The organism is Leptospira ellinghausenii (genome assembly GCF_003114815.1).
Classification (GTDB): Bacteria; Spirochaetota; Leptospiria; order Leptospirales; family Leptospiraceae; genus Leptospira_A; species Leptospira_A ellinghausenii.
Genome location: NZ_BFAZ01000009.1, coordinates 1,528,307 through 1,551,484 on the forward strand (window position 1 = coordinate 1,528,307; position 23,178 = coordinate 1,551,484).

Sequence of the window (23,178 nt, forward strand, 5' to 3'; positions counted from 1 at the left end):
TCAAAATTTGGCAACTAAAATTGTTGGAACCAGTTTGGCAATTTTGGCATCTCTGTTTCTTCCCAAGTCCAGTCACCAAGGACAGTGACAATTGGTGATTGGGTTTGTAGTGCTTTTGTGAGACCTCGTGTAAGGTCTTCTCTCGCAGTGGGTCTGTAAGGAGTGCCAAATTGGCTTTGAAAGGATTCTTTTTCGTGTTCCCAAGCATAAGAAAGGAAAAAATCCATAAACTTCTCGTTAGATGTTTCAAATTTGTTTTTAAGTTGCAGAAGGTCAGGGTGGTTTGTTTTTTTCATCGTCCTTTGTAATACGATGGATATACCTCTTACACTTTTAGAAAAAAATGTCCCTGCTCTCACAATACGTCGTTTTGATGGATTCTCCAATGCCCAGAGATCGGCCTTGTACTTTGCAATTCCCATGGATCCATAGAATGCAAGAGTATGGCTTAGCCAATAAAACGCTGAATAGGCGACAGTGAGTTCCGGTGCAAATTCCTTTTCCAAACTCACCATGGGATCCAAACAAATTCCTAAGGTATTGATTATTTGTTCGTTTGTACTTTCTTCAATGGGAAAACCAACCTCACCAAGTGCCGGTGTGTAAATGAGAGCCTTAATCTGTTTGGATCTTCCATGTTTTTCAAAATCATCTAAGATGGAATTTGTAAGCCCAGGTTCTGCTCGTTTTCCAAATAAGGTCAGATTTGCATTCGACACAGGTTCATTTGTTGTTGTGGATGTAATGATAAAGGCATTTGGGTCTGAGATACGGATGGCTTGGATGGCACTTTGTCCCGCTTCCCCCGAACCACCTATTATTAAATATTGATTTTGTCCCATGAATCCCTACCTGAATGTTTTAAAGGCTCTAATTTTCGATTGATCATGGTAAAGTCTCTTAGATTCTTTATCGGAACAAGCGAAATATGAAAACGATTCTATCCTGCTCCAATTGTCTTAGTGGTCATTCCATTTCCTCATCCAAACTGGAAGGCAAAAAAGGAAAATACCGATGTAAAAAATGTTCCATTTGGAACCATTTTGATTTCCGAAAGAACCTCACTGGAGAAAGATCCGACTCACTCGTGTTATTTGATCTCAATTTTATTGGTCAAATTCCCAACCATACCCTTCAAGGACAAATTTTTGGAAGGTATACGACAAACTTTGTATCGGAGTGGTCAAATGAAGAATTAGTTTTTTTGAAAGACGAAGAGGGAAACGATGATGATGTTCGGATTTCCTTATCTGGACTTCCTGAAATTGTTCGTTTAAAAAATTTTGATTATGACATCACAACAACGACTCCTTCCAAAACTCTCAGTATCATCATCAATCATAATGTAAACACTTCTCCCGTTAGACTTTCCTTAACGGTAGAAAATTATGACCATGCACTTGTGAATGGAAAATTGTATTTAGCAATTTCTGATGAGTGGAATACCTTTTTACATGGTAGTTTTACTGCTACTCATGTTTATAAAATTGAGTTTGATGAATATGGCGTAGCAAACAAAGAACTTCCCGATTTTATCTCAATTTATTTAGCATCCAAAATTTATGCGTTGTCTGGAAATATTTTATTATTACAAAAACATTATCCATCCTTAACAGAAAAGGAAAAAGATGAATTACTCACACTTGTGATGTACCATTGGCCCGAAAACCAAACAACAATTTCGGAAGTACATTTCAAAGAAGCAAACATCCAATCAAAATTCCAGCTCACACAGCGAAAACTGAACGAAACATTTATTTTTTTAATCTCCAACCAATTAAAACCAAATGCAAACCATTGGCACATCATTCATGATGTTGTTTGCCATTCAGAGTCCGAACCAATCTTTATTCCCATTCTCAAATCAAAATTTCCCGAAGAATACCACCAAAACTTAGGAAATCAATTAGAATCAAAAAATGAAGACAAAACTTTAGATTGGTTAGATGAAGATGACGTTTATTTATTGGATTCTTTTGTAAGAACGGTTGGATCCTTAGATTATATCATCAAAGATTCCATTCGCAATCCTCTTGGATTTACGTTATTACAAGAGGCATTTGTAAGATCTAAATTCAAATCATGTATGCGTTTATTGGAAAGAGGGGCAAACCCCAATATTTTAGATGCAAACGGAGAATCTGCCATCTTCAAATTATGCCAAGACAACAAACTACGTTTGCAAGAGAAAACAACACTCATGGATGAACTCATCAAACGTGGTGCTCAGGTAAACTTACAATCGGTAAATGGAATGTCACCTCTCCATTGGTGTTCTGTTTTTGGAGAACCAAGTTTAGCAAAACGACTCATCCAAGCAGGTGTTGACATTCACATAACGGATCAAATTGGAAGTACAGCTCTACACGAAGCTTGTAAATTTGGAAATTCTTCTGTCCTTGCTTTATTACTAGAATCGGGAGCTAAGGCGAATGGGAAAACCTTAGAGGAAAAAACGGGACGTGATTTAGCTTTTGAAAATTTAGAAATTGCCGAATTGGAATCAGACGAAGAGAAAAAGAACCGTTACCAAAGGGTTCTTTCTCTCCTTGATGTGTACGGTGGTTAGAATCCAAATCGTTTTGTTTTGATCACCTTAACTACTAAATACAATACGAGCCCCGCTGGCCCATAATAGAAAGTGAGGAAATGAATGGGAACAAGATACAGTCGATGGATTCCATTTAATTTTCCATCTTCTGCTTCCCAAGTTCCTATAAACAAATCAAACGATAGGTAGTGCACCCATCCAGCTAACAGGAATTCATCGTTTGTAAATAGAGAACGTACCGATTCCAAACTCGAAAAATTCCCTTCTGCCTTTCCAAATCCTAGAGATAGGGAAAAAATGTATAACCCTCCCAGAAATAGACCAGAAATCAGAACTCGTAGGTATGGTATCACCTTATTTTGGTTTGGTGTAAGGATTAATACAATCCACGATAGAAGTGCAATGGAATTGGCAATCGTAAACATAAGAGATGGGTTCATGTGGTTACCTTTTTCACAGAGAATTTTGGAGAGGAAAATAGACGAATGAAGAGTGTAGTCAGAACTAAAACAATCAGCCCATAACTACCAGTAAAAAAACGATGAAAACCAAAAATCGAGTAACCCATCAATGTTTGAACCACCATCAGTCCATTCATCATGAGTAAAAAAACTCCAATCAATCGAATGATCATCCTATGTTCTTTCCTTTCTGCGAGTGGCATAAGAAAAGCAGCCAATACAAAGAAGACCTGCATCACATGCATTCCGAAAAAATGAGGGACTCGCATGTCACCAATCACTGTACTCCAACCAAAAAAATAGAGGCCTTGTCCCGCTTCCCCCTTTCCAAAGTTATGTGATCCACTTGTTTGGTAAATTCCTTGTTTCATTAGATCCAATTGTTCAGGGCGTGGAGTAGTCATAAAGAATCCAATGATCATTCCAAAACCAGCGATGAAAAGACCCCAAAGTAGGCTTTCCTTCACAGCCTTTGGAATCTGTTTTTGTTTGAGGATGGGCAGGATCATTCCTAAATGGAAAAGCCAAAATATGGAAATACTGGTTCCCATAAGAGAAAACACTATTTGGTTCCAAGCATTGGTAACATTAAAGTGGCTATTTTCTCCTCTGGCTGCTTGCGCTGTGATGAGGATAATTTCAATGGCAGAGGTGATGGTGAGTGCAATTTGAGTGTTTCGATTAAACCTCCAATTTGCCAAAAATCGTTCCAAAACCCAAAGGGTTGAAAACGAATAGATCCCCAAGGATAAAGTAAACTTGATCGGTTTGATCCAAAGATTCACCCCCAAAAGGGTTCTTGTATCTAATAAAAGCAGGGGAATCATGGTTATCGTGAGCACTGCCATTGAGATTCCATTCCAAAAAAGTGGTTGTCTTTTGATGTTGGTGTATTCCATAATGTAGACAGTGTAAACCTAGATGTAGGCTCTGTCAACATAAAAAGTATACATTGTAAACATTTTATGAAACCATTCAAAAAACAAACAACACCTAAAAAAACGAAAACTCCCACCCCTAAACCTTCTATGTCCCCAACAGCAGGTTACCACCACGGGAATTTACGAGAAGAGGTTTTGGAACACTCTCGGAAGGTTTTGGAAAAAACAGGAGTTTCGTCGCTTAGCCTTAGGGACATTGCTTCTGATTTGGGTGTGAGCCATACGGCTCCCTACCGGCATTTTCCCAAAAAAATGGACCTGCTGCAAGCATTAGTCGCTGAAGGTTTTCGAGAACTGGCACTTGCGATGAAACGTGCTTGGGACAGTTCAGAGGATCCGCTAACAAAAGTCCGAATAGCTGGAGAAGAATACATTTACTTATTACTCAATAATCCACGTAGAACAGAACTTATGTTTGGTGGTGAAATTTATGTTTCTGGAGATCCATTGTCAGATGATTTACGAGAATGTGGAAATGAAGCATACATGGGTATGTTTCGAATTGTTGAATATGGACAAAACCAATTGGTTTTAAAAAAATCAGTACCAACAGCAACACTCATGATGAGTTTTTGGAGTGGTGTCCATGGATTTGCCGTATTGAATGAACGGAAATGGAAATCGATCCAATCTTCTGAGGAAGAAAAAAAGTCCTTTCAAAAGGAAGTTTTACAGATTTTGGAAATTATGATTGAAGGGACACGTCTGTAAAGTAAACAATTCGGCTTGTGATGATGGTGGAATCACCTTCTGTTTCTAAAGTAACTTCCATTTCCACAGGATAATCTTTTAATACCATAATGAGACCGATCCCCGAACGACTGGACTCCGGGTCATTGGATTCTATCTTTTGAAAGTACAATTTCTCTAAGTCTTTTGCCGAGAAAATTTCTTTTAAACTTGTTTCATAAGCAGACACATTCGATTCATTTGTTTTGTTTCGGACTAACATTTCAAAAGATTTCCCCCGATGGATCAGAGAAATTTCAATATCTGCTTTTTTATCATATGAATACTTGGCTGCATTTTCCAAAAGTTCGTTAAATACAGTGGAGATCGAATTGACAATCTCTGAATTTTTCATGTCCATCGAATCGGTTGGTACATTGGGTAAAAACGAAAACCCGTAGAAATAACCAATAAAATCGGAAAGAATTCCAATACGGCGCCAGTAACGCATCAAATCCAATGGTTTTAAATGGATTTCAATGATGGACTCTGGTTCTTTTTCAGAAAAAGCAGTGTGAGTTAGATTGCCATATTTTCGCATATTCGTAGTTCAACTAAGAAATGTAGCGGAATTACTTCAATGCCGCAAGCGCTTTTTCTAATGCATTTTGCATTAATCGGCGTTCTTCGGGGTTTGTGCTGAGTTTGTCAAAGTGTAATGGTTTGAGAAGGAAACCTTTTCCATCAAATTTTAAGAATGGATTGTCCTTTTTATCTTTTTCATCTTTGAGTCCAATCACCTGAAACGTTTCAATAGGAGTATGTACACCTTTTACAACAATTTCTCCCTTGGGAATGGTATCGATGTATTCGTCTATCAGTGATTTGGTTGCATTTGAAATCAATATTTCTCCTGCCTCGGATGCATGTTCCAAACGAGAAGCAACATTCACAGGACCACCAATGATCGTATAATCCATTCGTTCGTTGGTTCCAAAATTACCAACCGTCACATAACCTGTATTGATTCCGATTCTACAGGTTAAGTTGTGGTTGATACCTGATTTTCTCCAATACTCGTCTAACGCAGGCAAACTATCACGCATCTCAATTGCCATTCTGACACAGTTTAGTGCATGAGCTTTGTCATTTTCAAATGTTGGTGCCCCAAAAAAAATCATTATGGCATCGCCAATGAATTTGTCGATGGTCCCGCCATATTTAATCGCGATGCTTGACATAACATCAAGGTATTGGTTGAGGCAATCAGAAAGGATTTCCGGTTCAATTGAATCTGTAATGGTAGTAAAACCAACAATGTCAGAGAAAAAGATGGTGAGTTTTCGTCTTTGGTGGGAAATTGATGTTTCTACTTCTGCACCCGTAATCATCTCGTACAATTGAGGGGAGAGGTAACGACGCATACGATCCAAATACATTTGGATCTTTTTGTTATTTTCTAAGAGTTCGTTTTCGATTTCTGTAGAATGATCAATAATGTTTTGGTAAAGAACTTCCAACTCTGCATATTTGGCTCGTTCCTCTTCCAAAACTTTTTCATTCTCCATAATGTCTTAGCCTCGTTTTCTCATGATCATGATTGTGATGTCATCGTATACATCCATTCCATCAATGAATACATAGATGTCTTGGAAGATAGCTGCTAAAATTTCATCCGTTGAAGGAAGGTCCGCATGTTTTTCCAAGGATTCAATCAACCGATGGGATCCGAACTGTTCTCGTTTTGGATTTTCTGCTTCTGTTGCACCATCTGTATAAAGTAAGATGATATCCTTTGGTTGTAAAGGAATGGGTTTTTCATGAATGAATTCATCAATGGATTCTGTTAAACCAACTAACATTCCATTGTCGACAGTATCGATGATTTCTGTTTTTTTCGTAGCATGGCGGTATACCATAATGGTTTCGTGTTGGCCAGCTGTTGTAAACACTCCGTTTTTGTAAGAAAATAAAGAGAGTGTTAGGTTACGAATGTCATTCATCCTCATGTGGATGTTAGAAAACAAAATGGAGTTGATGGACCGAAGTGATTCACGTAAAGAAATGACTTTGGATCGTAACGTTGTGATAAATGCGGACTGTGTCATGAGCATCACCACACCAGAAGCAAGACCATGGTCTGTTACGTCTCCAATACCAATGTATACCGTTCCATCTTCATGGTGGACAACATCATAATAGTCCCCACCCACTTCATTGGCTGAGTCCATTCGAGCGGAAATTTCTAACTCACCGATTTGTTTTAATTCCTCATTACGGGGAAGTACCATGGCTTGGATTTGCCTTGCTACGTCTAATTCCATACCGAGGCGCATGTTCTCTTCGAGGATGGCTTGTTTTTCTGTATTAAAAATTAAGTCAGCTTGTTCTTGCGTGGTTCGGGATGTGTTGAGGATGGCGTATAAAATCAAACCACCTGTAACGACCATATAAAGTAAGATGAGAAAAATTCCCATCGGTACGGCACTGACAAGAAAGAAGGAACTGTTTTCTTCTAAGAAGTTTGGTTTGAGATACTCTGACAACTCCATGAGTTTTGCATTGAGGTCTGTCATCTCAGGATAAAAATAAATGGTGAGCGATGCATACTCAACAATGAGCACAACCACTGCAAAGATGATAGTCTTAGTATTATTACGTATGGATGCAAGAGCGATGAGGATGAAGAAGACATAAATCATCGGTGCTGCATACACAAGACTTGGGTTTTTTTGGGAGTAAGCCGTATACCCTGTAACAAATGTAAGGAGAGTGATCTCTAAAAAAGAAGAAGAGAATTTAAATATATTGAGATATTTACCCGACTTCTTTAATGAATATAGAACAACGAAGTTGTAACAGAGTAAAACTAAGATGGCAGAGATTTGGTAATAAAACTCTACAGGAGGACGACCCGAAAGTAGTCCGAGAGTGGCAAAGATAACCAAAAACCCCAGGAAAAAAAATCGGAATTTTGTGGCGAAGGTTTCGGCCCTAAATTCCCCCTGGAAGGCAATCTCTTTAAGTTGTTTCTTGTAGTAGTCCGAGAGGACGAAGCGATTTTCGTTGGAAGAGGATTGCGGCATAGAGTAAAGGTTTCTTTCTTTATATTTCGTTCTAGAGAATGCGGAAAATTAACTGATAACGTCATACATTTTGCATAAATTGCAAATGATTTTTCAAATTTTTAAGGAGGACGGCGCGTATGAGTCATATCAAAGTCCATTTAGCAACAACGGAAGAAGATCGTAATAAAATTTACCACCTCCGCTACGACATATATGTTCAAGAAATGAACAGGGTCCAGGAATATGCGGACCATACCACCAAAATGATCAAAGAACCGTTTGATGAAACGGGCCATCTTTTCCTCGCTGAAACGGAAGAGGGTGAGATCATCGGCACCGTTCGTATCAACTTTCGACGAGATGGAAGTTTGGAATGCGAAGACTTATATGAAATGGATCTTTTCCGCCCCTTTTACCCAGACAAAGTATCCATGTCGACCAAACTGATGGTCAAACGCGAATACCGTCATACAGCTGCCGCGAGTATGCTGTGTATGAAGATTTATGAACATGCGAGGGAAAATGGGATCGTCATCGATTTTATTGATACCAATCCACATTTGGTGCGGTTGTACAACCAAGTTGGATACCGGATGTACAAAAAAAACATCCACCACCCTGAATATGGCATTGTGATTCCCATGGTATTCTTGTTAGACGACAATGAATACTTAAAACAAATTCATTCACCATTCCTTCGTTTGGCGAAGAGATTCCCAGCTGGAACCGAACTTGCTCATTTGTTTGAAACCAAGTTCCCTGAATACAAAGACATTCGGCCTCTCTTCTCAATGGAAGGAGATGAGGTTTGGCAAAATATCGTTCATGATATGATGCTTCCTCCGAGCCAGTTTCTCTCGTTTTTACGAGGGTTTACGGAGGAAGAATCTAAAAAACTTCTCTCAATGCTCGATCTCATTGATTACGAAGATGGTGATGTTGTGTTCCACCAAAACCAAGAAAGCCAAGGTTTGTTTTGTGTATTGGATGGAAGTGTGGAAGTTGTGGTGACAAGGGAAGATGGAATTCGATCTACCATTTCCATCTTAAACCAAGGTGAGATTTTTGGGGAACTTGGTTTTGTAGCGAAGTCCAATCGAAATGCTGATATCATTGTAAGAGATCATGCGAAACTTCTCATCCTCACACCCAATGAATTTCAAAAATTAGAAATCCAAAGTCCTACGTTAGCGGTAAAATTATTGACCAACCTGTTTGTGATTTTAGCGCAAAGATTTAACGAAATGTCCCGCCGCATGCTCGAATTTAGAAGGTTGTACGAGATGGGCGGTAATTCGAGGTAAAATGGTAAAACGTTTGTGGTTTAGGAAATTTCCAAAACCACTTGGTCCCAAAGTTTTTTGAAGTTAGAGAGAGATTTTGACTGCCAAGAAACGTTGAGAGATCCTTGGATTTTGATTTGGTAAGTTGCACTTTTTCTAGAATCAATAATGAACATGGAAAGGGTAGTGATCCCCGAACTGTTCACAAATTGTAGTTCACGAAAGTCCATCGTGAGAAGTGCCCCTTGGCATTGTTTGGCAACATCTCTTAAAAATAATTTGATAGGTTCATAAGCGGGTAAGTTCTGCAAGCGGATGGATCCAGTGAATTTGACAGTCTTAGTGGCTTCGTCGTATTGAATATTGTAATCTAAGTCTTTGATTTCCATGAAGCTTCGCCTATTATATCTCTTCTACGTTGATAATTGCTCTTACCGTGATTTCATGAGTATCGGCATCGATCTCAGTGAAACTATAACCAAATCGAACTGGATAGTCTTTTAACATCATGAGAAGACCAAGTCCAGACTTGGTATCTCCATCTTCTTTGGTTTCGAGTGTAGAAAAATACATCTCCTCCACGTTTTCTGATATGAGTTTGTTCACAAAAAGCTCAAAACTATCTCTTAAGGTTTTTGACGCCACATTTAAAACATCAATTCTTAAAAGATTTCCATATTGTTTTAATTCTACGTTGATTCTGCCTTCTCTTGCTTTAGAGAATTTAGAGGCATTTTCTAAAAGTTCATTGATGATCGTGGAAAGTGAATTGGCTTTGGTTTCACTTGCTTCGTAACAATAGGAATAAAATCCTGCAACGAAATTGGCTGTGAGACCACATCGGCGCCAATAGGTGGTCATATCGATCGGTTGGAATACCAATCTCAGTTGGCCATCCGCAGGCAAATTCTCTGGAATGATGTGGTATTCACCGATGATGATGGGTGCCTTTTGGTTCAATTTTGCCTCCGTTTATTTTTGGTACAAATGTGTTTCTAATTTGATCGTGAATTTCACACGATTGGACATGTATTCGGATTGTAATTTGGAATATAAATCCTGCATCCCATCTGGATGTCCCATAAAAGACATCATAGACCATCCTGTCATCATGCCCAAATGAATTTTTGGGTATTCGACTGTCGGTTTGTCATCATTACCATCATTGGATGCGATGAAGTCTGTTCGATGTTTCAATTGGAATCCCAAAGATTCCATCATTCCCGGAATTTTTTCCATCACAAACCTGTCAGCAGGGTGGATGGTAGCATGTTTGGCAACCATATCCAAAAGGACCTGTGGGCCTGTGAAGGTTTTGTCATTCGGACAATGGATCAGAACCTTTCCGCCAGGTTTTAACACTCGGTAGAATTCCTTTAGTGCCTTTTCAGGTTCTTTTATGTGGATGAGAACCATCGAATTAAAAATAAAATCAAAATGATTGTCCGGGTAATCCAACGAGCGAACATCAGAGACCTTCCAGTCTACTTTTGGATACACCAATTTACAATATTGAACCATATCTTCGGAGATGTCACAAGCAGACCATTTGAGGTTTGGATTTTTCTTCATGAGAAAACTGGTGAGTACCCCTGGACCCGCTCCTGCATCCAGAGCCGTACCCACTTCTTTTTCGTATTCGATGGAATCTAAATATGGCTCAAGCAAGAGCTTCAGGAGGTTGGCCTGTGCCGATAACCTGGGCATCTCATCCTGAATGGATATTTTTTGTGTATAAAGGTTTTCGCTCAAAGTGAATACGCCAGAGGAGTGGTTCTAAAAAAAGAACTCTTTTTCAAAATAGGTCAACTGAAATACGAACTATTTTGAACTGTTTTTTACAAATGGTTCAGGACTGTGAACCCATCTGACATAATGGTGAGTGGATTATTGGACTTCGCGTGCAACTACTCCATCGATATCACTTCCATTATAACTGCCTGGTGGCCAAGGGAAATTGGTACTGGTTGCTGGGTTGACGACATTACTTGCCGATGTGATTTTTACGAATTTAAATCCATTCGTTTTGATATCATTGGCAGCAGTTGTGTCACAACTCACATCGTTTGGATCATTTGGATCTAAATTATCCAAATCAAATCCATCCCCGCCACCCAATAAAAAGCCACCTCCAGCATCACTGAATAAATCCTCGTTTGACAAGGGATTGGTGGTCATATTGTAATAAACGGGTCTTAGGCCACCAAACTTTGTCCAGCTGGTTAATAAATTGATATTTCCAGCCGTATAACTCGGATTAAAACCACAATAGATGGATCCATCTCGGGAGACTTGGATCACAGAAGGATCCATAGCATAGGTATTGGTATCTCCCGAAATGCGAAAACTATTATCATAGATAATAAAATCAATGGAATCTGGGACATTTTTGACAGTTCTGCCACCCCAACTGAGGACCATTGAAGCGCCGGCTCCAGTGGTCTCCAAAGCATAAACATCGAGTGATCCCGCAAGTTCACCAGCACCACAAACTCCATTGATGGCTTTTTTCGGATCAGAAAATCCAGAGACATTGGCTGAGGCACTGACAACAGTATTCGCAAGGAATATGTCGGAAGGGAGTGTTGATTTAGGACAAACAGAAGCATTGGCACTTGCACCAAGTAAAGGAATGAGTGCCGCAAGAGTTTCCTCCGATGAGGAAGGAGACGGTTTGCAATGGAAAATCCACAAACAGGAGAAAATGAGGAGGAAATGAATTAGTTTTGTTTTCATCTTGGTTGTGGTGTCTAGTCCTATAGTATCATTTAATTGTGCAGTTTATTGAATCTACAATCAATTGCGAAAGGTACACGATCTGGCACATCTCTTCAAACTAAAATAGATTCAATACTTGAGGTCGATTATAATTTTCGATCGTAACGTGAGAAAGCTGAAGCTCCACATCCAGAACTCCCAGGGTTTGTCTTAGTTGTGGTATCAGTTTGTGCTTTTGCTTCTGCGTAAGATTTACCAAATGCAACGGTACATAACCAGTAGGAATTTTCTTTTGCTGTGTTTTTAAAGAAAAACACTTTGTTATACTTTCCTTTATTTGTGTCACCAGCGAAACAACCTCCATTATTTTCTGGGTTTTGAGTGATGAAACTTCCTTCAGAATTATTAAATTCAATTATGATATAACAGCTCGAGTATCCACCAAATGCTGAACTATCATCCAATTGAACTCCTTTTAGGCCAAATTTTGCACTAAAGGTTGTTAGTGTATCTAGTGTTGTTCCATTACCTGTAAAACTATTCCAAACTCCATTGAGAGCAAAATCTTTACTTGATTCTGCAACTTGTCCAGCAACAAGACCGAGTATTAGATTTTTTTCTGATTCAGATTCCGGAACTTGTTTTTCCATTTGGCAAAAGGAAAAGGAAAAGGAGAAGAGTAGCCCAATGAGGACTGTTGTTTGTAAGTGTGTTTGTTTCATAAAAGTTTCCTAAATTTAAAAAATTTTTAGGGAACTCCGAGCCAGTGAAAGACAATGAGTGATTCCTTGGGAGTGATCCTCCAAAAGGAAAAGTTATCGTTGTAAATCTTGTTTCGGGTGCCCCGATGCCTTCGGGGCCCCTTTCCTCCAAATGGTGGGCATTTGGATTCAGCGTGTAAAGTTCCATTTCCGCGAGGAATTCTTTACGGGGAAGATCTGGCTCACCAAACAGTTATTTGGATTACAGTTGCGGGTCAGCACAGGATTTACACCTGTTTCCTCCCTGAAGGTATTTTCCAGGTTTTTGCGAAGGCAGGGAATGTCAAATTTTAAATCCAGGATTTCTATTAACATACTTCGTACAATTTGAAACAGAAATGTATTCAAATTGTAGGCAAAGAATTTGTGAATCCTTTGCAACCAAATTGGAATTTTAGACACATATCAATTAAGAGGAAAAGATATGTTTTATTATGTCGGAAGGTCTATTGGTTTTGTATTGATGTGGATTGTGGTGAAACCCATGAGATTCAAATACGGAAACAAAAAAGTAGAAATTCAGAACGACTTCATTTTACGCCAGTTAAATGGCAAATCTATGATTCTGATTTCAAATCATATCAAACCGCGAAATAAATTTTTAAAAATAATTACAATGCCTTATGATGCATTTGTCATTCGTGGAGTTCTCAAACGATATGGAATTTATACAACTGCGTTAACAAGTTATGATTCAGGAATGGGCAATAAAGGCAGAAAGTCAAAATGGCTTAAACGAAAAGAACAAATTGTCAAAGGGATTGTTAAATCAATCGACTTGATTCCCTTAAACCGAAATGAATCGGACCCTGTGACAATCAAAGATTTCCAGAGAAGGATTAAAAAAGGGAATTTGGGGATTGGAATTTTTCCAGAAGGATCTTGGTACCGAGGGTTTCGTAAATCTCGAAAATTATTTCCTGGAATGGTTGTACTGAGTAAACGTTATAATTTGCCTATTGTACCTTTGTATTTAGATGCATACAATTTAAACAAACCAATTCGGTTAACAGTTGGAAATCCTGTCTGGCAAGTGAATGACAATAATGAAACAATGGGATTTATCAAAACGGAACTGATAAGACTCAACCAAGTTGGAAAAAATCAAATCATTCAAACAGAAGTCGACCATAATAGTTTGGACTCTGATGAAGAAGGGATGGAAGTATCACCTAGCATTAGCTAGGTTGGTTTTTTGCTAAGCAATTTCTGAAAGTAGGAAATTCCTTCCTCGATCGGATTTCCTGCTCCTTTTCTTTTTCGGAGCATACCTGTCATATCCAATACAATCACACCATACATCCAACTCCACATCAACCTTGCAATGGCAGGGTATTCGTTTTTAGGGTATGGAATTTCGCCAGAATCAAAACCAATTCTAACTGTTTCTAAAAAAAACCGATAACTTTTGGGAAGTTGCGGGAATGCCTTTCTATGAACTCCGCCATAGTCGGTAACAAACATCACTTTGTGAAGTTCGCGGTTGTTACTGGCAAAATGGAAATAGGCACGTGCAATCGCGGCCAATTGGTCAAACGCAGATCCCGTTTTGACATCAGCACTTGCTTTTTTTAACATCGAGAGAAGCTCATCCTCTCCCGTTCGGATCAAATCTTGGACAAGGTCAATTTGGCTTTCGTAATAAGAATAGGGGCTTGCTACACTACAACCGAGCCGGTTCGCAATTTTACGCATGGAAAGCCCATCGAGTCCTTCTTCCTTTAAAATGAGGAGGGATACATCTCTAATTTCCTCTCTGGAGAGGCTATTGCGAATCCTTCTTTGTTTGTGGTGGGCTTCCAACATGGACGAATCTCAGTTTTGCTTCCATGCTATGATAATCCAGCTAAAAATCGAACGTTTTTCCTAAAATGCAGCATTGATCTGGGCATAGACCATGTAGGCTTCTCTTGCGAGTTGGTTTTTTGCCTGTAAATAGTTTTGGTTCCATTCAAAGGATTGTGTGGTGCGATTGTATTGGATTTTGCTATTTCTGTAATTTTTAACTGCATCACCAGCTTCCAAGTAACCTACACCTAACCAGAGTGAAACAAAATCATTGATTTGTCCGTGCCAAGTCAGATCCAATTCTGTATAAATCCTTTTGCCTAAAGCATAGGGAGAAGAATACGATTGATTCGAGAAATTTTCTGTACTTCCTTTTTCAAACGACACAGGGGTTGGATTTTTTTCACCGATCGTGGAAGAAGAGTTTGGTGCACCACTGATTGCATACCATGCATCTTGTTTTTCTGCCTTATCATTTTGGAAATAGGTGATTTGGAATTCACCATAACCTTCCGTTGAGTAGGTTACACTCACAGATTTAGAATATAAATTTTGAGCATTGATATTTTCAGAAATTCCAGCCACGTTATTAAAATAAGGAATCACTCCAAATCTTGGATTTGCCAATGTTTGGAAGGTGGAGACGGAAGCATCCGATCTATTTTTATCACCTGAAGCAAATAAAACCTGTCCACCTAACCTTAGTTTCTTAAAGAATGTATAACCAGTTTGGAAAACATGCATTTGTCCTGTATATTTTTCTCTTTCTGTTCGGGCATTATCCCATTCATTCGGAAGGTATTCTTTTAAGTAAGGATCTTGGATTCTCCGTCCAGAAGTTCCTGATTGGAATGCTGATTCCCAAGTAAAGTCCCAAGACTTACCTTCTGGCAAAAAATTACCTTTAGTGCGATTTGTAATTCGAAATCCAGTTGTGATCAGATTTTGGTTTTGGCGGCTACGATTTGATGCCAAGGGATCGTCTTGCGAAGATTCGGGTAGACCCGTAACTACATTTGTCGTATTTTTTTTCCATTTTCGAACAATACCTAAACTATAAAAATCGAATGTCACCCAGTCAGGAATCGTATAACTATTATAAGTTCCCAACAGTGTTGTGTCCGTTCCATTTGCAGCTGAATTGAGTTTTGGATCATTGGCAGAGACAACCCCATTGGGTCCACTCTGTGTCCAATAGGGTCTAGCCATTAAAAAATGGATTTTGGCATTTTCAAATTGGAACATGAGTCTGGCGCCATCAAAGGATAACCCATTCACTGTCCAGTTACCACCACCAATCAATCTTTGGTCTCCATAGGACCAAATTTGCCTTCCAATCTGGAATTTGGATTGGAATGGTAATTTGTTGAGTAATATAAATGCTTCTCTAACGCTCGTTTGGTTGACTGAGACTGCATTTGTTTGGTTTCGGGAATAAATATCCGCGGTATTATTGAAAAAATTGGCTCGAATGTCACCAGTTGATGCAGGTGACTCTCCTCCCCAAACCCTTGCATCTTGTAAAGTCACCTTGGCTTGGACATACGGACTTGGATCAAATATAAAGTACAAAGATGAGGTTTGTAGGGTTCGGTCAACATAACCTTTGTCAGAAGCATTAAAATCTAAATTATAACGGCTCTCTTGGCGCGGGCGAAGGTACAATCCAAATCGTAATACATCATTCAACCAAAATTGGGAAGAATTGGCAGAATGTTTGGATAACGTAGGTTCCACAAACATATGCCGATTGAATTCAGGATCTAATCCTTTCTCTTTCATGGGAGAAATATAAGGTTTTGATGGAGTTTCTTTTTCGGGAACTTTTTCTTCTACAGGTTCTGAAAAGAGGAATCCACTAGAAAAGACCAAAATGAAACCAAATAAGATAACTCTTTTTTTTTGGTGTAGCATTTTGATCTCTCCTAAAGAATTGTTTGGTGAATTTAACTCTTTGTTATAATCCTTTCAATAAATAAAAATAAACTGGTATACCTATGATGATATTGATTGGGAAAACAATCGATAAGGCAACTGTTAAGTAAATACTCGGGCTTGCTTCTGGAATTGAATCTTTCATCGCAGCAGGAACTGCAATATAAGAAGCAGATGCACAAAGAACAACAAACATTAATGCATCACCGATTGGCATCTGAATGATTTTTGTCAAAAAGATCGCGATCACAACATTGATAAACATGATGATGACTGTTGATCCAACTAAGAAAAAACCAACTTTTTTTAACTCGCGCATTTGTTTAGCGGCATCGATTCCTTTGTCCAAAAGGAAAAATGTAAGAAGTCCTTTGAAGATATCTTCTGTAAACGGTTTTGTCGTATTCCATCCAGACTCACCTGACAGATATCCTACGATTAATGCACCAATTAAGATATAGACAGATGAACTAAAAAAAGCTTCATGTAGCAATTGTTTCCATTGGATTTTTTCACTAGGATTTCCGTTTTGTTTTTTCTTACCAAGGCGATCGATGATAACAGCGATGACAATGGCAGGTGATTCCATAAGTGCCATTCCAGCAACAATGAAACCTTGGTATTCAAATCCGTAACTATGTAAAAAGGCTCCCGCTGTTACAAACGTTACAGCACTGATCGAACCAAAACTTCCAGCAAGTGCTGCAGAATTGGCATGGTCTAATTTCAAGCGAAAGATGAAGTATGAATATACGGGAACAAAACATGCCATAAACATACATGCAATGAGTGTAAGTAAATGTTCTTCCGCGAAAGGTGATTTAAATAATTCGTGCCCACCTTTAAATCCAATGGAGAATAATAAGTATAAGGATAGAAATTTTGAAACTCCTTCTGTTATGCGGAGATCCGATTTAAAGAATACAACACCCATTCCTAAAAAGAAAAATAGTACGGGTGGGTTTAAAATATTATTCAGAGCGTTGTGCAAATCCATTTTTGTCCCTCTTTTTCTCCATGATTTTAGACACCCAATTTGTCCAATATCATAAAACTGGACAAAAAATACTTTCATTTCGAAATTCATCAGCCTTGAATTCGCTTTCTTGCTTATGATTTATTTGCACATTGGTGAAATCCATGCGCATTCTATTTCGGGTTTACTTCTCCTTAGTCATTCTACTAGGAATGGAAGGATGTTTATGGAAACCGGAAGCATTTTACGGAACAAATATCAGTCATGCAGTAGAATTTTTGGCACCTGTAAAAGGTGAATTACCTACTCTCTGTACCAAAAACTCAATCCAAACTTTGAAACAAATGTTTTGGATCCAAAATGAATCAATGGATTCATTAAGAAGCAAACGGGCGCTAAATGGCCAATGGCTCCATTTTCAATTGAAAAATGAAATGGATATGGTTTCCGATTTCAGCATTCTCATCCAATGGATCAACATTCCCACCGCTGAAATCTGTTCGGAAAACCAAAAAGGGGAATTTTCCAATACATACAATGGTTATGTTTGGGAAAACTGGCATGGACTTTTGTCACCTTTCCCACATTTTAATGTTTCGTTAAATCCAGGTGAAACTCGCGATTTTTATCTTTTCCTAGTATCAAATGAGAATCTAAATTTTCCCATTAGAACAATATCCAATTCAAGTTATCGTTTCATCGTTCTCTTTCGATTTCTAACCTTTTTGTTTTTTTTGATGGTCGGGATTGTTTCTATCGGTTGGGCAATTTCTGAATTCATCAAATCAAAAGAAAAAATTTACCTTCTGATCCTTATTCATTTTTTATTATTTTTCTTTTTAGTTTACTCTGTACATGGAAAGGAGTTGTCTTCTCTTTTGGGGAATGGAAACAATCTTTTCACACATTCATACTACTTATTGTTATCAATTAATCACTTTGTATTCTTTTTGTATCTCTACAGTTTTGTTAAATTTACAAACGAAAGTTTAAGACATCCAATTTTCTTTTGGTTGTTTGCCATCTCTGGAATCTTATACCTTCTTGTTCCCATTTTCCCAAGAATGTATGATTATAGAATTTTTATCCTACTCACCATCTTTGGGTCCGCAGCTTATTTTTTACGTAGCACCCATATGATGCTCTTCACAAACCAAATTGATGAAGAAAAAAGTTATTTTTTCGGTTGGGCTTTCTTTTTGTTTTTATTGTTTCTAAAAACTTTATTCCATTTTGATTTTTATCCTTACCAAGCTTTTTTCATTTATGCTGCTGTGTTTTACCTTCCATTTTTGACAGCTGGTAGTTTCTTATTTTTAAGAAACTATGAAAAACGCGATAAGACAAAAACAAGATTTCGAACATTCACAAATAAAATTGATACGAAAGAATATAAAACAAAATTAGAATCATTATTAGAATCAGACAAAATTTTTCTGGATGTTGACTGCAATGAAGAGATGATAGCGGGCCGTTTGGGGCTAACCTATCACCAATTAAGCGAGTTGATTAATATTGAGTATCAATTTAATTTTCCAACTCTGCTAAACTTATACAAAATTAAGGAAGCAAAAAGAATTCTAATCGAAAAACCAGAATTAAACGTCGCTACAGTTGGAAAACTGGCCGGTTTTGGTTCGAGATCCGCATTTTATTTAGAATTTAAAAAACAATGCGGAGTGAATCCCAATCAATTCAGAAAGTCTTCGTCTCATCATAAAAAAGATAAAACATAATTAGGAACTCTCGAATGAACAAAGATAAACCAAAAGATTGGTTACCTGAACTAAAAGAAAACTGGAGATCGGACATTGTGTCCGGATTTGTTGTTTTTCTCATTGCACTCCCACTTTGTTTAGGAATTTCTCTCGCTTCTGGTGCACCACCTATGGCTGGAATTTTTTCTGGAATTGTAGGAGGTATCTTTGTCTCTTTTATAAGTGGATCTCATCTTACAATCAATGGACCTGCTGCTGGACTCATTGCAGTAGTCTTAAATTCGATTTTTGTTATGGGTGGTGGAGATGCCAAATTGGGATTTGAGATCACTTTGGCAGCAATTGTACTCGCAGGATTGATTCAGGTACTTTTGGGAATCCTAAAAGCAGGGAATCTCACAATTTATTTCCCGATTTCCGTTGTACATGGAATGATGGCGGCCATCGGAATCATCATCATTTCAAAACAGTTTTATGTTGCTCTTGGAATTTCACCAAATGCCAAAACTATTTTAGGACTTCTATTTGAGATACCTTCAAGCTTCGTACATTTGAATCCTGAAGTAGCTATGATTGGCATTTCTGCAATTGTGATCATAGCCATGCTTACAAAAATACAAAATCCTTATTTTAAAAAACTACCTGCACCACTGGTCGCTGTGTTAGTTGGAATTGTTTTGGGTTTTGTTTTTGAATTAGCAGATGAACATTCTTATACTTTATTAAATCAAACATACCAAATTGGTCCTGAAAAATTAGTAAATTTACCAAACCATATCTATGAAGGATTGAGTTTCCCAAACTTTTCCCGTTGGAAAGAAGGAAACTTTTGGGTTATGGTAGTGACGATCGCTTTGATAGCAAGTATTGAATCCTTACTCACAGCAACTGCAGTTGATAATACGGATCCCTACCGAAGAAAATCAAATATGGACCAAGAACTTGTCGCAAAAGGGATTGGAAACTTTTTTTTAGGATGGATTGGTGGTTTACCCATTATCGCTGAAGTGGTAAGATCTTCTGCAAATATTGAAAATGGTGCCAAAACAAGATGGTCCAATTTTTTTCATGGTTTGTTTTTATTGTTATTCATTCTACTCCTTCCTGGTCTCATACATAGAATCCCATTAGCATCACTTGCTGGTATTTTAATCATGGTTGGATTAAAACTGGCATCACCTCATGTTTTTAAAGAAACATATAAAAAAGGTTGGGACCAAATTGTCATCTTTTTGGTAACTGTTGTGATCACAATCGTAGAAGACCTATTAGTTGGTGTGTTCTGTGGTATCATTACTGCAATATTAATTCAAATGTACTTTGGAGTCAAATTTCGTTATATTTTCATTGCTGATATTAAAATCGAATCAAACGACAAAATGCACACTCTATATGTTAAACATGCTCTTCTGTTTTCCAATATGATTTCCTTAAAACTAATTCTTCGGAAAATATCTTTTGGGGAAAGGATCGATGTAAAATTTGATGAAAATGTAAAGATGATTGGTTTTTCCGCAATTGAATTTTTGCAGAGTTTTAAACGCGATTATGAAGAACGTGGTGGGCAAGTAAATTTGATAGGATTTGAAGATTTAAAACCAATATCAGCTTATTACGGTGCCACACGTATTCATAAGTAGTAAAAAAATTCTTGTAACTTTTTTTTCCTAAACCAATCTCCTTGCATGCAAAGGTTATTGGTTTTTTTCCTTTTGGTTCTGCCTATCTTCCTTTTTTCGAAGGATGTCCCTCGGTTAAAATCTAGAGTTATGGATGAAACTTGGACACTCCATTCTGAATCTATTTCAGCAATCGAAAAACAATTAAGTGATCATGAAAAAAAAACATCCAATCAAATTGTTATATTTGTTACTCCTTCCTTAGAAGGAGAAAATTTAGAAGAATACTCCCTTAAAGTAGCCGAAACTTGGAAACTTGGACAAAAAGGAAAGGATAATGGAGTTTTGCTCATTGTTGCCCTTGAAGACAGAAAACTAAGAATCGAAGTTGGTTATGGATTAGAAGGTGTTTTAACTGATATTTTGTGCCATCATATCATAGAAAATGAAATCAAACCTGCCTTCAAAAAGGGAGAATATGATCTCGGGATACAAAATGGTGTAAATGCGATCATGAAAACAATTGAAGGAGAATACACAATACCTGAAAAAGAAGACTTTTCTCATCTTGGATCACTTTCTTTTTTGGGTGAAATAGCTCCTGAAGGTCCAGAGATGCCAATTGGATTAAAAATTTTTGTATCGATTTTTGTATTAACTGTGCTTGGCGTTTTTACGTACTTTGCAGCTAACGCTCCTTATGTTGGATGGTTCATTTATTTCTTTTTGTTTCCATTTTGGAGTATTTTTCCAACTGCAATTCATGGAGCAAATATCGGAGCCATTGTATTCCTAACATACGCAATAGGAGTTGGCCTTTATAAACTATATCACCTTTTGACACCAAATGGAAGAAAACGGATGCGAAATAATAGTTTCGCAAGTGAGTCACGAGGTGGAGGTGGTCGGAGCAGTGGCTGGTCAAGTGGAGGAAGTTCTGGTGGATTTAGCGGCGGAGGCGGAAGTTTTGGTGGAGGAGGAAGTTCCGGTAGTTGGTAGTTCAAATTGTAAAAAAATCCATACCGTTAAAGATTTTGTCATGCTGATGGGAACTTTTTCCATCATAAATGGGCTTAGCACAAACCAAAATCTTTTTTCAGGATTTCGCGATTAAATTGGATTGAAATAACGGAAGCATTATTACAAACAGCCAAACAAACATTAAATGATTCTAGATTAAAAATCTGTTTTGAGTTAAAGTCGGCTTATTCACAAACATTGTATGCAAAATAACTTTACCAATTATCATTATAAATCAAAGAAAGACGCATTAAAAATAGGGACTTGGTTAAACTTCGAAATGAGGTTGGTCGGGAACACGGTAGTAAGGGAATTATACGAAGGGAAAAATCCAGTTGGAACTTACTTAAAAATCAATCGAGTATCGTTTCGAGTCATAGGTCAATTGCCTGAAAAAGGTTCTACTGGTTTTCGTGACCAAGATGATGTTGTATTAGTTCCGCTTAACACTGCCATGCGACAATTATTAAACAAAGATTCCGTTGACAATTTAGAGATGGAATTGGATCAAAATGAATCTTCTGAAAATTTTATATCTCAAATTAAAAGTTTTTTACATGAAAGGCATGGAACGAACGAATCGATGGGAAATATCTACCAAATTATGAGTTTGGCAGATATCCAATCGGCAGTTTCTGAAACCAATCAAACTATGTCTGCCTTACTCATTGCTCTGGCTACTGTTTCTTTATTAGTTGGGGGAATTGGTATTATGAATAGTATGTTAGTTTCTGTAAAAGAAAGGACAAAGAAAATTGGTTTAAGAAAAGCTTTAGGAGCAAGAGAATCTGATATACGCATTCAATTTTTAATTGAATCAACTTTGACAAGTCTGACTGGAGAATTTGTCGGTTTAGTTTTTGGGATATTCACAGTGTATTTTTTACAGGAATCTTTCGGCTGGACAATTGTTTTATCCTTTCCTTCTATTGGTTTTGCCTTTTTATTCTCAATAACGATCGGAATTATATTCGGTTGGTGGCCATCTGAATATGCTGCTAAACTGAGTCCCATTGTTGCATTAAGATCTGAATGAATACCGTCATCAATCCCAGAAAAATTCCTCAACAAAAACGTTCAAAAGAACGATATCAGAAAATCGTTGATACTGCTATACAGCTATTAGGTGAAGTGGGATATGATGTTTTAACTACGGATTTGATTGCAGAAAAAAGTGGAATATCAGTTGGTTCAATTTATCAATTTTTTCCGAATAAAGAATCCATTATATATTCACATGCTGAGAATTCGTATTTAATTATGCATGATTTGTTCTTTGAAAAAGTTACCAAAGAATTGAAGAAGATCAAAAAGTTCACTCCTGAATTTGTCGATTTTACATTGTTTGCGTTTGAACAAACATTAAATGAAGTGAAAGGTTATCGATTGATCCATTCGATTTTATACACGAATGAAGCATTGTTACATTTAGATATTGAAAGTAACGAGAGGTTTGCAAAATCCTTAGCCGAAAAAGTGATAATGGTACTGTTTCCAAAAGTGAACAAAAAACGTTCGTTTTATATCTCACTCATGATTGTTGAGGCGGTTGATTCTGTTATCAAAATTGTACATCGAACCAAAAAACCTTCTGAGAAAAAACAAGTTTTGGCGGAACTAAAAACCTTACTTTTAGTATATTTTTCAACTTTTCAATGATTTAACATTGA

Annotated in this window: 23 protein-coding genes; 9 read left to right on the top strand and 14 right to left on the bottom strand. The window is 37.6% G+C overall.

Translation table 11 applies throughout. The features are described from left to right. Positions 1-14: 14 nt before the first annotated feature. The gene (locus DI076_RS15780) at positions 15-842 is read right to left on the bottom strand and encodes a hypothetical protein (protein WP_108960693.1); all 828 of its coding nucleotides are present in this window, start codon (positions 840-842) and stop codon (positions 15-17) included. Positions 843-928: 86 nt separating this feature from the next. Between DI076_RS15780 and DI076_RS15785 the strand changes: the two genes are divergently transcribed. Then, positions 929-2,569 (top strand): ankyrin repeat domain-containing protein, encoded by a 1,641-nt coding sequence (locus tag DI076_RS15785; RefSeq protein ID WP_108960694.1) that lies wholly within the window; start codon positions 929-931, stop codon positions 2,567-2,569. Here DI076_RS15785 and DI076_RS15790 read toward each other — a convergent pair. Both DI076_RS15790 and DI076_RS15795 read right to left on the bottom strand, forming a co-directional pair. Beyond that, positions 2,566-2,991 (bottom strand): ABA4-like family protein, encoded by a 426-nt coding sequence (locus DI076_RS15790; protein WP_108960695.1) that lies wholly within the window; start codon positions 2,989-2,991, stop codon positions 2,566-2,568. The genes DI076_RS15785 and DI076_RS15790 overlap by 4 nt on opposite strands. Next, positions 2,988-3,911, bottom strand: a complete 924-nt coding sequence (locus DI076_RS15795; RefSeq protein WP_108960696.1) for a hypothetical protein — start codon at positions 3,909-3,911, stop codon at positions 2,988-2,990. Before DI076_RS15795 ends, DI076_RS15790 begins: the two co-directional genes overlap by 4 nt. 66 nt (positions 3,912-3,977) lie before the next feature. Between DI076_RS15795 and DI076_RS15800 the strand changes: the two genes are divergently transcribed. Beyond that, positions 3,978-4,664 carry a TetR/AcrR family transcriptional regulator gene (locus DI076_RS15800; RefSeq protein WP_108960697.1) on the top strand — a complete coding sequence of 229 codons (687 nt, stop codon included), beginning with the start codon at positions 3,978-3,980 and terminating at the stop codon, positions 4,662-4,664. On the opposite strand, the gene DI076_RS15805 is transcribed toward DI076_RS15800, so the two are convergent. The 3 genes from DI076_RS15805 to DI076_RS15815 are packed head-to-tail and all read right to left on the bottom strand — an operon-like array spanning position 4,639 to position 7,570. Beyond that, complete coding sequence (locus DI076_RS15805; protein ID WP_108960698.1) at positions 4,639-5,223, bottom strand: DUF6272 family protein; 585 nt, start codon at positions 5,221-5,223, stop codon at positions 4,639-4,641. The genes DI076_RS15800 and DI076_RS15805 overlap by 26 nt on opposite strands. A 31-nt stretch (positions 5,224-5,254) precedes the next feature. Further along, on the bottom strand, positions 5,255-6,190 hold the full coding sequence (locus DI076_RS15810; protein WP_108960699.1) for an adenylate/guanylate cyclase domain-containing protein: 936 nt from the start codon (positions 6,188-6,190) through the stop codon (positions 5,255-5,257). Positions 6,191-6,196: 6 nt separating this feature from the next. Next, a complete protein-coding gene (locus DI076_RS15815; protein WP_245918471.1) occupies positions 6,197-7,570 on the bottom strand; it encodes a PP2C family protein-serine/threonine phosphatase in 1,374 nt (457 codons plus the stop codon). 257 nt (positions 7,571-7,827) lie between these two features. Here DI076_RS15815 and DI076_RS15820 point away from each other — a divergent pair, with 257 nt between their 5' ends. After that, complete coding sequence (locus DI076_RS15820) at positions 7,828-8,994, top strand: GNAT family N-acetyltransferase (protein ID WP_108960701.1); 1,167 nt, start codon at positions 7,828-7,830, stop codon at positions 8,992-8,994. A gap of 20 nt (positions 8,995-9,014) precedes the next feature. On the opposite strand, the gene DI076_RS15825 is transcribed toward DI076_RS15820, so the two are convergent. From DI076_RS15825 to DI076_RS15845, 5 genes are all read right to left on the bottom strand, one after another. Continuing rightward, on the bottom strand, positions 9,015-9,362 hold the full coding sequence (locus DI076_RS15825) for a slr1659 superfamily regulator (protein WP_100725912.1): 348 nt from the start codon (positions 9,360-9,362) through the stop codon (positions 9,015-9,017). 13 nt (positions 9,363-9,375) lie between these two features. After that, complete coding sequence (locus DI076_RS15830) at positions 9,376-9,933, bottom strand: slr1658 superfamily regulator (RefSeq protein ID WP_108960702.1); 558 nt, start codon at positions 9,931-9,933, stop codon at positions 9,376-9,378. 12 nt (positions 9,934-9,945) lie between these two features. Next, positions 9,946-10,641 (bottom strand): class I SAM-dependent methyltransferase, encoded by a 696-nt coding sequence (locus DI076_RS15835; protein WP_245918472.1) that lies wholly within the window; start codon positions 10,639-10,641, stop codon positions 9,946-9,948. A 219-nt stretch (positions 10,642-10,860) separates the two neighbouring features. After that, positions 10,861-11,709 (bottom strand): LIC_13355 family lipoprotein, encoded by an 849-nt coding sequence (locus DI076_RS15840; RefSeq protein ID WP_108960704.1) that lies wholly within the window; start codon positions 11,707-11,709, stop codon positions 10,861-10,863. A 128-nt stretch (positions 11,710-11,837) separates the two neighbouring features. After that, positions 11,838-12,413, bottom strand: a complete 576-nt coding sequence (locus tag DI076_RS15845; protein ID WP_135358395.1) for a hypothetical protein — start codon at positions 12,411-12,413, stop codon at positions 11,838-11,840. Between the two features lie 463 nt (positions 12,414-12,876). Between DI076_RS15845 and DI076_RS15850 the strand changes: the two genes are divergently transcribed. Continuing rightward, on the top strand, positions 12,877-13,638 hold the full coding sequence (locus DI076_RS15850) for a lysophospholipid acyltransferase family protein (protein ID WP_108960706.1): 762 nt from the start codon (positions 12,877-12,879) through the stop codon (positions 13,636-13,638). Here the strand turns inward: DI076_RS15850 and DI076_RS15855 are convergent. Genes DI076_RS15855 through DI076_RS15865 form a run of 3 tightly spaced genes read right to left on the bottom strand, consistent with a single transcriptional unit; the run spans position 13,635 to position 17,172 of the window. Then, positions 13,635-14,258: a TetR/AcrR family transcriptional regulator gene (locus DI076_RS15855; protein ID WP_108960707.1), complete on the bottom strand. Its 624-nt coding sequence runs from the start codon at positions 14,256-14,258 to the stop codon at positions 13,635-13,637. The two genes, DI076_RS15850 and DI076_RS15855, sit on opposite strands and share 4 nt — an antisense overlap. 60 nt (positions 14,259-14,318) lie before the next feature. Next, positions 14,319-16,154: an alginate export family protein gene (locus tag DI076_RS15860; protein ID WP_108960708.1), complete on the bottom strand. Its 1,836-nt coding sequence runs from the start codon at positions 16,152-16,154 to the stop codon at positions 14,319-14,321. A 43-nt stretch (positions 16,155-16,197) separates the two neighbouring features. Then, the gene (locus DI076_RS15865) at positions 16,198-17,172 is read right to left on the bottom strand and encodes a sodium-dependent bicarbonate transport family permease (RefSeq protein ID WP_108961017.1); all 975 of its coding nucleotides are present in this window, start codon (positions 17,170-17,172) and stop codon (positions 16,198-16,200) included. A gap of 143 nt (positions 17,173-17,315) precedes the next feature. Between DI076_RS15865 and DI076_RS15870 the strand changes: the two genes are divergently transcribed. The 5 genes from DI076_RS15870 (at position 17,316) to DI076_RS15895 (ending at position 23,167) form a co-directional block, all read left to right on the top strand. After that, positions 17,316-18,887, top strand: a complete 1,572-nt coding sequence (locus DI076_RS15870) for an AraC family transcriptional regulator (protein ID WP_108960709.1) — start codon at positions 17,316-17,318, stop codon at positions 18,885-18,887. A 14-nt stretch (positions 18,888-18,901) separates the two neighbouring features. Then, positions 18,902-20,509, top strand: coding sequence for a SulP family inorganic anion transporter (locus DI076_RS15875; protein ID WP_108960710.1), 1,608 nt, complete (start codon positions 18,902-18,904; stop codon positions 20,507-20,509). A 129-nt stretch (positions 20,510-20,638) separates the two neighbouring features. Next, the gene (locus DI076_RS15880) at positions 20,639-21,487 is read left to right on the top strand and encodes a TPM domain-containing protein (protein ID WP_245918473.1); all 849 of its coding nucleotides are present in this window, start codon (positions 20,639-20,641) and stop codon (positions 21,485-21,487) included. Positions 21,488-21,710: 223 nt separating this feature from the next. Then, the gene (locus DI076_RS15890) at positions 21,711-22,544 is read left to right on the top strand and encodes an ABC transporter permease (RefSeq protein ID WP_245918474.1); all 834 of its coding nucleotides are present in this window, start codon (positions 21,711-21,713) and stop codon (positions 22,542-22,544) included. Further along, positions 22,541-23,167: a TetR/AcrR family transcriptional regulator gene (locus tag DI076_RS15895; RefSeq protein ID WP_108960712.1), complete on the top strand. Its 627-nt coding sequence runs from the start codon at positions 22,541-22,543 to the stop codon at positions 23,165-23,167. The genes DI076_RS15890 and DI076_RS15895 overlap by 4 nt, the downstream gene beginning before the upstream one ends. Positions 23,168-23,178: the final 11 nt, after the last annotated feature.